Origin of the sequence: Halalkalicoccus sp. CG83, assembly GCF_037081715.1 — an archaeon.
Lineage (GTDB): Archaea > Halobacteriota > Halobacteria > Halobacteriales > Halalkalicoccaceae > Halalkalicoccus > Halalkalicoccus ordinarius.
The window spans coordinates 1,361,231-1,376,001 of the sequence record NZ_JAZDDH010000001.1 but is presented as its reverse complement, the minus strand read 5'-3'; the positions used below and the strand labels follow the sequence as shown (position 1 = coordinate 1,376,001).

Here is a 14,771-nt window from a genome sequence, read left to right as displayed (position 1 = left end):
CAGCTATGATCGTCGAGGGGACCGTCCTTCGGGGTCCCGAGTTCACCCCGATCGAGGGTCGCGTCGTCTGCGAGGACGGACGGATCGACGCGGTCGAGGAGACCGAGGCGGAGAGCGATCGGATCGTCCTGCCCGCGTTCGTCAACGCCCACACCCACGTCGGTGACTCGATCGCGAAGGAGGCAGGGAGGGGGCTCTCGCTCGAGGAGCTCGTCGCCCCGCCCGACGGGCTGAAACACCGCCTGCTCCGACGCGCCGACCGCGAGGAGTCGGTCGCCGCCATCCGCCGAACCCTCCGGTTCATGCGTTCGGGAGGAACGACCGCGTTCATGGACTTCCGCGAGGGCGGAGAGGAGGGCGTGAGCGCGCTCTACGAGGCCGCCGCCGATCTCCCGATCGACGCGTTCGCGCTCGGCCGCGACGAACTCGCGGCGCTCGAGGCGGGCGACGGCTACGGCGCGAGCGGCGCCGCCGACGCGGAGTTCTCGCGCGAACGCGCGGCCGCCCGCGAGGCGGGAAAGCCCTTCGGCATCCACGCCGGCGAGAACCGAACCGACGACATCGAGCCCGCACTGGAGCTCCAGCCGGACTTCCTGGTCCACATGGTCAACGCCGGTCCCGACCACCTCGACCGGGTCGAGCGCGAGGGGATCCCCGTCGTCGTCTGCCCGCGCGCGAACCTCACGACCGGCGTGGGACTGCCGCCGATCGAGGAACTCGCTTCACGCACGCGGGTCGCGCTCGGCACGGACAACGTGATGCTCAACGGCCCCTCGATGTTCCGCGAGATGGAGTTCGCGGCGAAGCTCACCGACCTGCCCGCCGATCGCGTTCTGGCGATGGCGACGCGCGCCGGCGCGGAACTCGCCGGGCTGAACTGTGGCGTCGTCGAGGAAGGACGCGAGGCACGGCTGCTCGTGCTCGACGGCGACTCGGACAACCTCGCGGGCGTTCGGGATCCGATCCGGGCGGTCGTCCGCCGGGCGGGCGTCGCGGACGTCCTCGACGTGATCCACCCGGCGCAAAACAGTTAAGCCGACGTGTGTGAACATCGTACACGAACGATGTACGAGCGCATTCTCGTCCCGACCGACGGATCGGCGGGCGTCGAGCGCGCGATCGAGCAGGCGGCGGAGCTCGCCGCCGTTCACGGCGCGGAGGTCCACTCGGTCTACGTTCTCAACACCGCGAACTTCGCCAGCCTGCCGATGGAGACCTCCTGGGAGGGGGTCAGCGACATGCTCCGACAGGACGGCGAGGAGGCGCTCGAGCGCGTTCGGGCGCTCCTCGAGAGCTACGAGGTACCCGTCCGGACACACCTGATCGAGGGAAGTCCGGCTCGCGAGATCGTCGATTTCGCGACCGAGGAGGGCTGTGACCTGATCGTGATGGGGACCCACGGCCGCGGCGGGATCGATCGCCTCCTCCTGGGGAGCGTCGCCGAACGGGTCGTTCGAGGGTCGCCCGTCCCGGTGCTCACCGTCCGCGTTCGCGAGGAGGACCTGGATTAGACCGGCCGGAGGTGCTCGCAGTCGCCGGCGTGGACCCGCACCTCGTCCTCGTCGGTCTCGACCACTAACCGTCCCGGCGCCTCGACGTCGAGCGCCCGTCCGATGACCTCTCCCGTCGGCGTCTCGACGCGCACCCGTTCTCCGAGCGTGATCGCGAGTTCGCGCCACGCGTCGAGGATCGCGTCCGGTTCGCCCCGGAGCGCGTCGAACTCCTCGAGGACCCGCTGGACGAACACGCGACGGTCGACGTCGCCCGCCTCGGCGCGGACGCTCGTCGCGCCCTCGGGCAGGTCGGCGGGATCGACGTTCGCGTTCACGCCGAAGCCGACGACGACCCACGAGACGCGATCCGCCTCGCCCTCCATCTCGGTGAGGATTCCGACGAGCTTTCCGCCCGTCTCACGCGAGAGCACGTCGTTCGGCCACTTGATCCCCGCGTCGACGCCCGCCTCGCGGAGCGCGCGGGTCGTCGCGACGGCGGCCGCGAGCGTCAGAAGCGGCGCCTCCCTCGGCGTGATCTCGGGCCGGAGGACGACGCTCAGGTAGATCCCGCCACTGGGCGAGTTCCACCCGCGATCGAGCCGGCCGCGCCCGCCGGTCTGTTCGTCCGCGAGGACGGCCACGCGATCCTCCCCCGCCTTCGCCAGCTCACGAGCGCGGGCGTTCGTGCTCGGGAGGGCGTCGTGGTACTCGACCCGGTAGGGCGCCTCGAGCCCGAACTCGACCGCCGCGGCGCCGTACGCCGGGACGCTCGTGACTCGATACCCGTCGTCGCCTCGGATCTCGAAACCCGCATCGCGTAGCGCCTCGATCCGCTTCCAGACCGCGGCCCGCGAGACGCCGAGTCGTTCGGCGAGTTCCGGTCCCGTCGCCGGGCCGGTCGCGAGCGCGTCGAGGACGGCCCGGCGGGTGTCCTCGTCGACGCCCTCGCGCTCGCTCATTCGATGACGACCAGCGTATCGCCCATGTCGACGCTCTCGCCCTCCTCGATGAGCACCTGGGCGACCGTGCCCGACGCGGAGGCGACGACGTCGTTCTCCATCTTCATCGCCTCGAGCACGCAGAGCACGTCGCCGCTCTCGACTTCGTCGCCCTCGCTCACCTCCACCGAGAGGATCGTCCCCTGCATGTCGGTGGTGACCTGTTCGCCCTCCGTGGAGACCGCTGACTCGCCCGAATCGGAGCCGCCGGCCGGCTGGGGTCTCTGTCCGCCACCACCGCCGCCACTGCCGCCGACCGCCTCAACGCCGTGTTCCTCGAGGTCGACCTCGAAGCGCTTGCCGTTGACCTCGACGGTGAACTCGCGGTGGACGACGCTTTCCTCCTCGCTTTCGGCGCCGGTCTCGCTTCCCCACTGCTTCTGCGCCTCCTCGATCCGACTCCGGTCCATCTCCTCGTCGAGGTACTTCGTGGTGTGTTTCCCCTCGACGAACCGCTCGTTCGTGAGCATCAGGCGGTGGAACGGGATCACCGTCACGACGCCCTCGATCCCGTACTCCCGGAGCGCGCGCAGGCTTCGTGCGATACACTCGTCGCGGTCGCCCCCGTGGACGATCAGCTTCGCGATCATCGAGTCGTAGTCGGTGACGATCTCGTCGCCCTGTCGGAGCGCATCGTCGAGTCGGACGCCGATCCCGCCCGGCGGGTCGTAGGTCTCCAGCCGGCCGCCCGGCGAGGGGGCGAACTCGTTGGCGGCGTTCTCGGCGTTGATCCGGAACTCCATGGCGTGGCCGTCGATCTCGACGTCGTCCTGTTCGAAGCCGATCTCCTCGCCGGCCGCGATCCGGATCTGCCACTTCACGATGTCGATGCCCGTGATCTCCTCGGTGACGGTGTGTTCGACCTGGATCCGGGTGTTCACCTCGAGGAAGTAGAAGTTCGTCTCGGGTCCGAGCAGTTCGCCCTCCTCGCGATCGGCGTCCTCCTCGACGAGGAACTCGACGGTACCGGCGTTGGTGTATCCGGCCTCGCTGACTCCCCGGCGGGCGGCCTCGCCGATCTTCTCGCGGAGCTCGTCGGTCAGCGCCGGGGAGGGGCCCTCCTCGATGACCTTCTGGTAGCGCCGCTGGAGCGAGCAGTCGCGCTCGCCGAGGTGGCGGACGTTGCCCGCGTGGTCGGCGAGGATCTGTACCTCGATGTGTCGTGGGTTCTCGAGGAACCGTTCCAGGTAGACGGAGTCGTTGTCGAAGTAGGCCTCGCCCTCGCGTTTGGCGCTCTGGAGCCGGTCCTCGGCTTCGTCGGGACCGTTGACGATCTTCATTCCGCGACCGCCACCCCCGCCCTCTGCCTTGATCGCGACCGGGTAGCCGTGTTCGTCGCCGAACGCGGTGACCTCCTCGGGCTCGGTGACGGGCTCGGTCGTCCCGGGGACGATCGGCGTGTCCGCGGACTGCATGACCGCGCGGGCCTTGGTCTTCTCGCCGAGTTGCTCCATGGCGTCGCCACTCGGACCGATCCAGGTGATCTCCGTCTCCTCGACCTTCCGGGCGAACTCCGCGTTCTCCGCGAGGAAGCCGTAACCGGGGTGGATCGCGTCGGCGTCCGCCTTCCGCGCGGCCTCGATGACCGCCTCGTGATCGAGATAGGAGTCGCTGGCCTTCGCGGGGCCGACGTTGTATGCTTCGTCGGCGTAGCGGACGTGACCGCCGTCCTTGTCAGCCTCGCTGTAGACGGCGACGGTGCCGACGTTCAGTTCCTCACACGCACGCATGACTCGAACCGCGATCTCCCCGCGGTTCGCGACTAGGACTTTCCTGAACATTGTTGACTATCTCCGGGTTGATTACCTCATTCTGTCGGTTCGCCCCGCCGCCGTCCAGGCGTCGGTGGGTGTCCCAACGGGGACGCGCACGCTGCGGCCCTGGGTCGCCTTGATCCGGCCGGCGAACGACCAGCGCTCGTCCTCCCAGGACGGCTCCTCGCCCGCGGCCGCCAGCGCCTCCTGTGCCCGAAGGTGTGAGCCGACGGCCGCGGCGATCGCGGCGGCCTCTTCGTCGCTCGCGCTCTCCGGGACGTCGAGATCAAAGCGGGATGTTTCCATGTTTCTTCTCCGGCTGGGACTCGCGCTTCGAGCGCAGCATCTCGAGGTCGTCGATCAGCCGCGGACGGGTGTCGGACGGTTCGATCACGTCGTCGACGAACCCGCGATCCGCGACCGTATACGGGTTCGCGAACTCCTCGCGGTACTCGTCGATGAGCTCCTGGCGGCGCGCATCGGTGTCCTCCGCGGCCTCGAGCTCCTTTCGGTAGAGGATGTTCACGGCGCCCTCCGGGCCCATGACGGCGATCTCGCTGGTGGGCCAGGCGTAGTTGACGTCGGCCCCCAGGTGTTTCGAGGCCATCACACAGTAGGCACCGCCGTAGGCCTTTCGCGTAATGACGGTCAACAAGGGCACCGTCGCCTCCGAGTAGGCGTAGAGCAGCTTCGCGCCGTGGCGGATGATGCCGCGGTGCTCCTGGTCCGTGCCGGGCATGTAGCCGGGCACGTCGACGAACGTCAGGATGGGAATGTTGAACGCGTCACAGAAGCGGACGAACCGCGATGCTTTCATGCTCGAGTCGACGGTGAGCGTCCCGGCGTTGGCGCGTGGCTGGTTCGCGACCACCCCGACGGAGTGGCCGTCGAGCCGCGAGAAGCCGACGACGATGTTCTTCGCGAACTCGGGGGCGACCTCGAAGAAGGCGCCCTCGTCGGTGATCCCGTCGATCACCTCGACCATGTCGTAGGGCTTCTGCGGGCTCTCGGGAACCACGTCGTTGAGCGACTCGTCGCGGCGCTCGGGGTCGTCCCACGGCTCGACCCGTGGGGGGTCCTCGACGTTGTTCTGGGGGAGATACGACAGCAGCCGCTTGATGTCGTCGAGCGCCGCCTTCTCCGACTCGGCGGCGAACTGTGCGACGCCGGTGTCCTGGGCGTGGGTACGCGCCCCGCCGAGTTCCTCCTGGGTGACCTTCTCGCCGGTGACCGTCTCGATCACCCCGGGGCCGGTGATGTACATGTGGCTCGTGTCCTTCACCATGAAGATGAAGTCGGTGATCGAGGGCGAGTAGACCGCCCCGCCGGCACACGGCCCCATGATCCCCGAGATCTGCGGGATGACGCCGCTGGCTTTTTGATTTCTATGGAAGATCTCGGTGAAGCCCGCGAGCGAGACGACCCCTTCCTGGATCCGCGCGCCTGCCGAGTCGTTGAGCCCGACGATCGGCGCCCCGACCTCTATCGCGGTGTCCATCACCTTGCAGATCTTCTCGGCGAACACCTCCCCGAGCGAGCCGCCGAAGACGGTGAAGTCGTGGGCGAAGACGAACGTCTTTCGCCCGTTGACCTCGCCGTAGCCCGTCACGACGCCGTCGCCGAGGATCTTTCGCTCCTCCATCCCGAAGTTGTGGTTTCGGTGAGTGCGAAGCTGGTCGAACTCGTGGAAGGTGTCGTCGTCGAGGAAGTAGTCGATCCGCTCGCGTGCGGTCATCTTCCCCTTCTCGTGCTGGGACTCGATTCGCTCCTCCCCACCGCCGAGCTCCGCCTCCGCCTTCAGTTCACGTAGCTCCTCTATGTCGTCGCCGGTCACGGTGACCACCGTCCCTCACGATTCAGCATATGCACTTCCATTACGGACGTCGTCAAAAGGGTTCCGCACCGCCAGAGCGACGGCACCGGCGGAGCGGATGTCAGACGAGTTCGACCTGGCCGGCCATCTCTACGAGCGTCCCGGGGAGCCCCTGGATGCTGACCACGAGGATGATCCCGATGAGGACCAGCAGAATCGTACGGACGTGCCAGAGCCAGAACGTCGGCAGCGTTCCGCCGGCGCCGCGTGCGGTCCCTCGGCTGATCTCGTCGAGTGCCTCATCGTAGAACCAGCCGGTGAACAGCACCAGGAAGAACATGCCGAGCGGCAGGAGCAGTTCGGCCGTGATCGTGTCGTAGATCTCCAGGACCGCGAGGTCGAGCGCCGTCGGCACGCCAAGCAGGAAGATCGCGGCGGCGACGATCCCGGTGGCGCTCGTCCGCTCCATCTCGAAGCCGTCGATCAGATACGAGACGATGACCTCCATGATGCTGATCGCGCTCGACAGCGCGGCGATGGCGACCGTTCCGAAGAACAGCGCGCCGACGACCTGGTTGAACGGCAGGTTCGCGATCGCGCCGCCGACGCCGATGAACAGCTCGCCGGCGCCGCCTTCGCCGGGTTCGGCGCCGATAGTGAACAGCACGGGGAAGATGATCAACCCGGCCATGATCGCGATCCCCGTATCGAGGGCGACGATCCATGCGCTATCCCCTCCCATGTTCCGGTCCTCGCCGAGATACGACGCGTAGGTGATCATCACGCCCATCCCGAGCGAGAGCGTAAACAGCGCCTGTCCGGCCGCAGCCGGCAGGATGGAGCGCCAGTTCTCCGCGATCGCCCCCGGTTCGGGCGAGAGGTAGTAGGCGTACCCCTGCGCCGCCCCCTCGAGGGTGAACGCGTAGGCGATGAGCAGCAGGAACAGCACGATGATCGCCGGTACCATCACCTTCACCGCCAGCTCGATCCCTCGCTGGACGCCGCCGATGATGATCGCTGCCGTGAGGAGCACGAACAGCAGGTGGAACGCGACCGTGTCGAGACCGGAGGCGATTCCGAGGAAGTACGCCTCCGGATCGGCGAAGTACGACCCGGTGAAGCTCGCGAAGAAGTACCGGGTCACCCAGCCGGCGACGACCGTGTAGAACGACAGGATGACGAAGCCGGTCATCACGCCGATCGCCCCGACGACCTTCCAGGGTCCGTAGCCGAGGCGTTCGAACGCGGTGATCGGGTTTCGCTCGGCCCGACGACCGATGACGAACTCGACCAGTATCGCGGGCAGTCCGATCACGAGAACGAACAGGAGATAGACGACGAGGAACGCCGCTCCACCCTCCTGTCCCACCTGGAAGGGAAAGCGCCAGATGTTCCCTAGCCCGACCGCGCTCCCCACCGCCGCCAGGATGAAGCCGATACGCGTGGCCCACTGTTCTCGCTGTGGCATGTCTACGAACTGCTGTAACCGCCCCAATAAACGCATCGATGCTTGGAACCGCATGGCGTGACACGCGGTGGGATCGCCGATCGTTCGCCGCTCTCGACGTTCCAATACGGATGTGATAATTGATTTATTTCAGGTAATATTTATATCGAGCGGAGAGTTATGACCGATATGGTCTCCCATACCAATCGACGAACCGTTCTCAAGAGCGTCGGCGTCGCGGGGGTCGCCGGACTGGCGGGCTGTCTCGGCGGCGACGGCGGCTCGAACGGCGGCTCGAGCGACAACGGCTCCGGTGACGGCTCCGGCGACGGTCGAGAGCTGATGATCGGGGTGTTGCAGCCGACAACGGGCGATCTGGGCGATCTCGGCGGCCCGATCCGGGACGCCGCCGTCCTGCCGGCCACGCAGCTCGAGGACAGCGACGTGTCGTTCACCATCGATCTCCAGGAGGAGGACTCGCAGACGGATCCCGAGGCCGGCCTCAGCGCCGCGCAGGCGCTCGCCGACGGCGGCTATCCCGCGATAACCGGCGCCGCCGCCTCGAGCGTCACGATTCCGGTCGCCCAGCAGGTCGCGGTGCCGAACGGCGTCGTGATGTGCTCCCCCGCGAGCACCGCGCCGGAGATCACCGAGATGGACGACGACGACTTCCTCTTCCGGACGGCCCCGAGCGACGCGCTCCAAGGCGAGGTAATGGCGCAGGTCGGCGCCGAGGACTTCGACTTCTCGAGCGCCGCGACGTTCCACCTGAACAACGACTACGGCCAGCAGCTCTCGGAGTCGTTCGTGAGCGCGTTCGAGGAGCTCGGCGGCTCGGTGACGGCCGAGGTCGCCTTCGAGGCCGAACAGCCCTCCTACACGTCGCTGCTACAGGACGCGCTCGGCGACGATCCGGACGGGATGATCGTGATCGGCTACCCGGCCAGCGGCGAGCAGATCTTCCGGGACTACTACGCCGACTTCGACGGCGAAGAGACGATCATGGTGACCGACGGCCTGCGCGAGCCGTCGCTGCCCGGCAACGTCGACAACCCGATGGAGAACGTCGTCGGCACGGCGCCGCTCGCGGCCGGACCCGATCAGGATCACTTCGCGAACCTCTTCGAGGAGGAGTACGGCAGCGCGCCGGGCGTGTTCACTGCACAGGCGTACGACGCCACCGCGGTGCTCCTGCTGGCGAACGTCGCCGCCGGCGAGAACGACGGGACGGCGATCCGCGACAACCTCCGTACGGTTGCGAACCCCGAGGGCGAGGAGGTCGGTCCGAGCAACCTCGGCGAGGCCATGGGAATGGTCGCCGACGGCGAGGAGGTCAACTACCAGGGGGCCTCGAGCGCCGTCGACTTCGACGACAACGGCGACATGCAGGCGGTCACCTACGAGATCTTCGAGTTCTCCGAGGAGGGCATCGAGACGACCGACACGGTCGAGTTCGAGGCCGAGGGCTGATCCCGGCCCGTCCTACCCGCCGAGGAAGTCCCGTCTGACCTGTTCGTTCGCGAGCAGCGCCTCGCCGTCGTCCTCGTACCGGTTCCGACCCTGGACGAGCACGTAGCCGCGATCACAGCGTCTCAGCGCCTCCTTCGCGTTCTGTTCGACGATCAGCACCGCGGTCCCGTCGGCGTTGATCTCGTCGACGCGGTCGAAGGTGTCGGCGACGAGATCCGGCGCGAGCCCCGCGCTCGGCTCGTCCAGCAGGAGCAGATCGGGATCGAGCATCAGCGCCCGGCCCATCGCGAGCATCTGCTGTTGGCCGCCGCTCATCGTCCCCGCCTTCTGTGTGCGTCGTTCCTTGAGGATCGGAAACCGATCGTAGACGGCGCGCAGACGCTCCTGCGGCACGTCCTCGAGGATGTAAGCACCCATCTCGAGGTTCTCCTTGACCGTCAGTGAGGGGAAGACGTTCTCGTTCTGAGGGACGTAGCCGACGCCCCGCGTGATGATCTCCTCGGGTCGGAGACCGCTGATCTCCTCGTCCGCGAAGCGGATCGACCCGCCCATGTACGTCGTCAGCCCGAAGACGGACTTCATGACCGTCGACTTGCCCGCGCCGTTGGGGCCGACGATGGCCACGTACTCGCCCTTCGCCACCTCGAGGTCGACGTCCTCCAGGATCTGGAGGTCGCCGTAGCCCGCGTCGAGGGACTCGACGTCGAGTAGCGCCATCAGATCGCCTCCCCGAGGTACGCGTCGATCACCCGCTCGTTCTCGCGGATCACCTCGGGGGCGCCCTCGGCGAGCACCTTGCCCTGGTGCATCACGATCACGCGGTCGCAGTTCTCCATGATGACGTCCATGTCGTGTTCGACGATGAGAAAGGTGTATCCCCGTTCGCGCAGGGCGTGGACGTGTTCGAGCAGGGTACGTTCGAGCGACGGATTCACCCCCGCCATCGGCTCGTCGAGCAGCAGCATCTCGGGGTCGGTGAGTAGCGCCCGCGCGAGTTCGAGGAGTTTTCGCTGGCCGCCCGAGAGGTTGCCCGCGTACTCCTCCGCCAGGTGATCGAGCTCGAACAGTTCGAGCGTCTCCCAGACGCGCTCTCTGAGCTCGGTCTCCTGGTCGACCACCCGCCTTCGGGTGCCGGGCATCACCGACCGCAGGATCGACTCGCCGATCTGGTCCTTCGGCGCGAGCATCATGTTCTCGAGGACGGTCATCTCGGGGAGCCCGCGGGCGATCTGGAACGTCCGGACCAGTCCCCGGTTCGCGATCCGTGCGGGACCGAGCCCGGAGATCTCCTCGCCGTCGAACGTCACCCGCCCGGAGTCGGGCGTGTGGACGCCCGTGATACAGTTGAACGTCGTCGACTTACCGGCGCCGTTCGGGCCGATCAGGCCCGTGATCGACCCGCGCTCGACGTCGAAGCTCGCCCCGTCGACCGCGACGATGCCGCCGAAACGCTTGCGGAGATCCTCGACGCGCAGGTGAACGCCGCCCTCGCTCGCGGCGGTCGTCGATCCGTCGGTGTCCCTCGTCTCGCTCTCACTCATCGGTCTCACCTCCGTCGGCCGGCGACGAGGGCCGGGAGAGGTCGATCGCCGCGGCGGTCTCGGTACGGTGGCCCAGCAGACCGTCGGGCTTCCAGAGCATCAACACGATCAACACGAGGCCGACGATCATGAACCGTAGCTGGTCGACGTTCCCGACGACGTAGCCCATCAACGGGAGGGGATCGAGCGCGGCGAGTTCGATCACCGCGTCGTAGATCGTCGCCGGCGCGCGGACGTCGGCGTTCGCCCGGATGATCCGCTGGACGAACGGCGGGCCCTCCCAGAGCGCGGCGGCGAAGACGAATCCGCCGATGACGCTCCCGGTGTTCGATCCCGAGCCGCCGATGATGAGCGCGACGAACACGTAGAAGGTGAGAATCGGCATGAACGACTCGGGGGTGACGAACCCGCGTCCGCCCTGCCAGAGGATGCCCGCGAGCCCCATCAGCGCACAGCCGAGCATGAACACCTTGATCTTGACGCGGTTGGTCGGTTTGCCGAGCGAGCGGGCGGCGAGTTCGTCCTCACGGATCGCCTTGAGCACGCGACCGAACGGCGAGTAGGCGATCCGCGAGAGCAACACGTAGAGTCCGACGACGCAGACGAGCAACACTACGGTGTAGAGCCCGCTTCGGACGACGGTCGACTGGATGCCCAGCAGGTCGCCCAGGCCGAACAGCAGCTCGCCCACGGGCGTCGGATCGGCGCGCCGACTCCCGCCGGTGTAGAGCAGCCAGTCGACGACCGACTGGGTGCCGGTGAAGTTGATGCCGCTGCCGCCGCCGGTGCCGAGGAGGCGCCCGCCGATCTCGAACTCCCGAAGCGACGCCGAGAGAAGGCTCAGCCGGACGATCTCCGAGAACCCCAGTGTGACGATGGCGAAGTAGTCCGCGCGCAGGCGAAGCGCCGGGAGCGCCGCGACCAGTCCGACGAGCGCCGCGGCGACCATGCCGCCGACGATCCCGACACCCAACGGGAGGCCGAGCCCCGCGGGCGAGCCGTCCGGCGCCGCGGTCAGGATCGCCATCGAGTAGACCCCGACGGCCATGAAGCCGGCGACGCCGATGTTGAACAGTCCCGTATACCCCCAGTGGAGGTTGAGCGCCAGCGTGACCAGCGCGTACACCGCGGCGAAGTAGGTCACCCGCCGAAGCGTGCTGACGACGCCGTTGACGCTCAGTCCCAGGACGAGTCCGAAGACGACGAAGACGGCGTAGATCACGAGGACGATCTTCGCGATGAGGAGGAGGTCCGCCTGCCATCGCGGGCGGTCGCCCGTCGCGAGGAGACGCTTCACGACCCCTCCGGCGGCGCTCATGCGGTACGCACCCCCCCGAGCAGCCCGTCGGGCCGGAAGATCAGAACGAGGATCATCAGCCCGAAGGCGGCGATCTGGTTCAGGTCGGAGGGGATCCAGACCAGCGAGACGTTGGTCGCGAGCCCGATGACGAGCGCGCCGACGATCGCGCCGTAGATCGAGCCGATCCCGCCGAGGATCACGGCGGCGAAGATCAGCAGCAGGAGGAACCAGCCGAGGTTGTAGGTGATGGTCCCGCGGTCGAGCACGACGAGGTAGCCGGCGACGCCCGCCAGCCCCGCCCCGATCACCCAGGTCGCCAGCACGACTCGCTCGGTGGGGATGCCGGTGACGAGCGCGAGGTCCTTGTTGTCGGCCATCGCGCGCATCGCCTTGCCGAGCCTGGTGTACTGGAGCATCAGGTGGACGCCGACCATGAGCACGAGCGCCGCGACGACCATGGTGATCTGGTGGAGGTTGATCGAACCGGTCCAGAAGATCGCCGGATGGTCGAACCGGGGGGCGCTGGCGGTCACCCCGCGGGTGCTCGAGGTGTAGACGAACGCGATGGCGTATCGGAGTACGAGCGCGACGCCGACGCTCGCGATCAACAGCGCGATCCCGCCGGCGTCACGCATGGGTCGGTAGACCAGCCGGTCGATCGCGAGCGCCACGAGCACGGTCGCGACCGCGGCGACGACCAGTCCGAGGACGATCGCGATCGGTTCGGCGAGGACGTTCATCCCGAGTTCGCCCGGCTGTGCGCGGCCGTCCGCGCGCAACAGCAGCCGGCTGCCGAGTTCGGCCACGCCCGCGCCGCCGATCAGGTACGCGACCGTCCAGCCCGTGAACGCGCCGGTGGTGACGAGGTCGCCGTGTGAGAAGTTCGCGAACCGGAGGATGCTGTAGGTCATCGAGAGGCCGATCGCCGCGAGGCCGATGATCAGCCCGTCGACGATCCCCCGCCAGAGGAACGTGGTGAGCGTTCCGACCGCGAGATCGCCGGAGAGGAGCCGACGGACGAGATCCAACAGGAGAACCACACAGCCGCCAAGGAGGAGCCCGCCGAAGAGCTGCTCGGGCGTGAGATCGGAGAGGATTCGTTTCACGGTAACGTCACTCATGACTGGTAGATACGAGCGGGGCGTCGGTAATATAGCTCACGCTTTTTTGATACGATGGCGGCGGCGACGCCCGACCTCCGGCGACGGCCGCGATCAGGCCTCGCCGTAGACCGGCACTGCGGCGCCGCTGGTGGGGCTCGCGGCGTCGCTACAGAGAAAGAGAAACACGTCGGCGATGTCGGCGGGGTCGACCCAGTCGTCGTTCCCGTCCATCATCTCCCGATTGGCCGGCGTGTCGATCACGCTCGGCATGACGCAGCTCGCCCGAACCGCCCCCCGGTTCTCCTCGGCGAGCGTCTCGGTCAGGAGCCGGATGCCGGCCTTCGACGCCCGGTAGGGTCCGTCGCCCTCGCCGCCCGAGAGCGACGAGCGTGCCGAGACGGAGACGATCGACCCCTCGGTCTCGCGCAGGTGTGGAAGGGCGTGTTTCGAGGCGAGGAAGGCGGTCTTGAGGTTCACGTCGAACAGCATGTCGAACTGTTCGAGGGAGGTCTCGTCGATCGGCTGGCCGCCCTTCCAGGTCCCGGCGACGTTGGCGAGCGCGTCGAGACGATCGTGGGCGTCGACGACCCTACCGACGACGCGCTCGACGTCGTCCTCGTCGGTGAAGTCTCCCTCGTAGAAGTCGACGATCCCCGGATCGAGCAGCGAGTCCTCGCTCTCAACGTCGATCAGGTCGGTGGCACAGACGGTCGCGCCGGCCGCGTCGAACGCCTCACAGACCGCGCTGCCGAGCGCGCCACAGGCGCCGGTCACCAGCACGACCCGTCCCTCGAAGTCGAAGCTCGCGGACATGGTCGCCGTTCGTCTCCCGAGCGCATAAACGTGGAGCCGAACTCGAAGTCCGAACCACTATTACCGTGGGTATCGATTGCACGTTCATGGTGGAGTACGCGGTTCAGTCCGCCGGCGGGACGGGTGCCGACGAGGACTCGGCACCGACGACCGTCCTGCTGTGCGGTTCGGGGGGGCCAACCGGGGAGATGTGGGGTCCGCTGTGGGCCCAGCGCGATCCTCGCGAGACGAACGTGTTGGCGATCACCGATCGGCGCAACCCCGTCGAGTGGCTCGACGACTGGGAGGAGCACGTCGGCGACCTCCCGAGGAAGACGGGCGTCATTCGCGTCGGTCGACCGCTCGACTCGAGCGTTGACCTCGACCGATCGAAACACGAGGGGATCTCCCTCCCGCTGACGTCGGTCGAACGACCGGGCGACCTGGGGGAGCTCTACACCGCGATCACCCTGTACGCCTCGGAGTGGTTGCACACCGACGAGAAGACGATCATCTGGCTCGAGTCGCTGACGCCGCTGCTCGAACACGTCGGCATCCAGCGCACGCTCGACTTGGTCGAGCGGCTGGGCGATCGACTGGAGACGCTCGGGGCGACGGCCTACTTCCGTCTCGATCCCGCGGCCCACGAGGACTACACGGCCGAGCTGCTGCGGTCGTCGTTCGACGTGGTCGTCGAGTCCGAGGAGTTCGAGACGCGACCGTCTGCGATCCCGGACGGAACGCTGTCGGAGCCCCGACGCAGGACGGTGCTCCGCGCGCTCCGGACCGCGAACGCACCGCTCCCGATCGAGGAGGGTGCCGCCCGGGTCGCCGCCCGGGAGAACGACCGCCACCCCGAGGGCGTCGAGCCGGTCGACGCGCGGCTGGTGGCGATCGACCTCCAGCACGCACACCTCCCGAAGCTGGCCGAGGCGGGACTGGTCGAGGTGGACACCGAACGACGCCTCGTGAGCCTCAACGTGCCGGTCGAACGCGTCGATGCGTATCTCGATCGGGCCGAAGCCGACGACGACGATAGGGATGTGGGGGACGTGTAGCC

At 67.7% G+C, this 14,771-nt stretch carries 14 protein-coding genes; 4 read left to right on the top strand and 10 right to left on the bottom strand.

All coding sequences use genetic code 11. The annotated features are described in order from the left end of the window. Positions 1–5: 5 nt before the first annotated feature. Together V0Z78_RS07080 and V0Z78_RS07075 are read left to right on the top strand one after the other, a co-directional pair. Positions 6–1,034, top strand: coding sequence for an amidohydrolase family protein (locus V0Z78_RS07080; protein ID WP_336343931.1), 1,029 nt, complete (start codon positions 6–8; stop codon positions 1,032–1,034). A 30-nt stretch (positions 1,035–1,064) separates the two neighbouring features. Further along, the gene (locus tag V0Z78_RS07075) at positions 1,065–1,511 is read left to right on the top strand and encodes a universal stress protein (RefSeq protein ID WP_336343930.1); all 447 of its coding nucleotides are present in this window, start codon (positions 1,065–1,067) and stop codon (positions 1,509–1,511) included. Here the strand turns inward: V0Z78_RS07075 and V0Z78_RS07070 are convergent. The 5 genes from V0Z78_RS07070 to V0Z78_RS07050 form a co-directional block, all read right to left on the bottom strand. Continuing rightward, a complete protein-coding gene (locus V0Z78_RS07070; RefSeq protein WP_336343929.1) occupies positions 1,508–2,452 on the bottom strand; it encodes a biotin--[acetyl-CoA-carboxylase] ligase in 945 nt (314 codons plus the stop codon). The genes V0Z78_RS07075 and V0Z78_RS07070 overlap by 4 nt on opposite strands. Then, positions 2,449–4,272: an acetyl-CoA carboxylase biotin carboxylase subunit gene (locus V0Z78_RS07065; RefSeq protein WP_336343928.1), complete on the bottom strand. Its 1,824-nt coding sequence runs from the start codon at positions 4,270–4,272 to the stop codon at positions 2,449–2,451. Before V0Z78_RS07065 ends, V0Z78_RS07070 begins: the two co-directional genes overlap by 4 nt. 21 nt (positions 4,273–4,293) lie before the next feature. Further along, entirely contained in the window at positions 4,294–4,551 is a 258-nt protein-coding gene (locus V0Z78_RS07060; protein ID WP_336343927.1) for an acc operon protein, read from the bottom strand. After that, positions 4,532–6,079, bottom strand: coding sequence for an acyl-CoA carboxylase subunit beta (locus V0Z78_RS07055; RefSeq protein ID WP_336343926.1), 1,548 nt, complete (start codon positions 6,077–6,079; stop codon positions 4,532–4,534). The genes V0Z78_RS07060 and V0Z78_RS07055 overlap by 20 nt, the downstream gene beginning before the upstream one ends. 100 nt (positions 6,080–6,179) lie before the next feature. After that, complete coding sequence (locus tag V0Z78_RS07050) at positions 6,180–7,526, bottom strand: sodium-dependent transporter (protein WP_336343925.1); 1,347 nt, start codon at positions 7,524–7,526, stop codon at positions 6,180–6,182. 168 nt (positions 7,527–7,694) lie between these two features. On the opposite strand from V0Z78_RS07050, the gene V0Z78_RS07045 reads away from it, so the two are divergent. After that, positions 7,695–8,975, top strand: a complete 1,281-nt coding sequence (locus V0Z78_RS07045) for an ABC transporter substrate-binding protein (protein WP_336343924.1) — start codon at positions 7,695–7,697, stop codon at positions 8,973–8,975. Between the two features lie 12 nt (positions 8,976–8,987). Here the strand turns inward: V0Z78_RS07045 and V0Z78_RS07040 are convergent, their stop codons facing one another. From V0Z78_RS07040 to V0Z78_RS07020, 5 genes are all read right to left on the bottom strand, one after another. Continuing rightward, entirely contained in the window at positions 8,988–9,692 is a 705-nt protein-coding gene (locus V0Z78_RS07040) for an ABC transporter ATP-binding protein (protein WP_336343923.1), read from the bottom strand. Beyond that, positions 9,692–10,516 carry an ABC transporter ATP-binding protein gene (locus tag V0Z78_RS07035; RefSeq protein ID WP_336343922.1) on the bottom strand — a complete coding sequence of 275 codons (825 nt, stop codon included), beginning with the start codon at positions 10,514–10,516 and terminating at the stop codon, positions 9,692–9,694. Before V0Z78_RS07035 ends, V0Z78_RS07040 begins: the two co-directional genes overlap by 1 nt. Further along, positions 10,509–11,834: a branched-chain amino acid ABC transporter permease gene (locus tag V0Z78_RS07030; protein WP_336343921.1), complete on the bottom strand. Its 1,326-nt coding sequence runs from the start codon at positions 11,832–11,834 to the stop codon at positions 10,509–10,511. The genes V0Z78_RS07035 and V0Z78_RS07030 overlap by 8 nt, the downstream gene beginning before the upstream one ends. After that, positions 11,831–12,937, bottom strand: coding sequence for a branched-chain amino acid ABC transporter permease (locus tag V0Z78_RS07025; protein WP_336343920.1), 1,107 nt, complete (start codon positions 12,935–12,937; stop codon positions 11,831–11,833). The genes V0Z78_RS07030 and V0Z78_RS07025 overlap by 4 nt, the downstream gene beginning before the upstream one ends. 93 nt (positions 12,938–13,030) lie before the next feature. Next, a complete protein-coding gene (locus tag V0Z78_RS07020) occupies positions 13,031–13,732 on the bottom strand; it encodes an SDR family oxidoreductase (RefSeq protein WP_336343919.1) in 702 nt (233 codons plus the stop codon). 86 nt (positions 13,733–13,818) lie between these two features. Here V0Z78_RS07020 and V0Z78_RS07015 point away from each other — a divergent pair, with 86 nt between their 5' ends. Further along, complete coding sequence (locus tag V0Z78_RS07015) at positions 13,819–14,769, top strand: DUF7504 family protein (RefSeq protein ID WP_336343918.1); 951 nt, start codon at positions 13,819–13,821, stop codon at positions 14,767–14,769. The last annotated feature ends 2 nt before the right edge of the window (positions 14,770–14,771 follow it).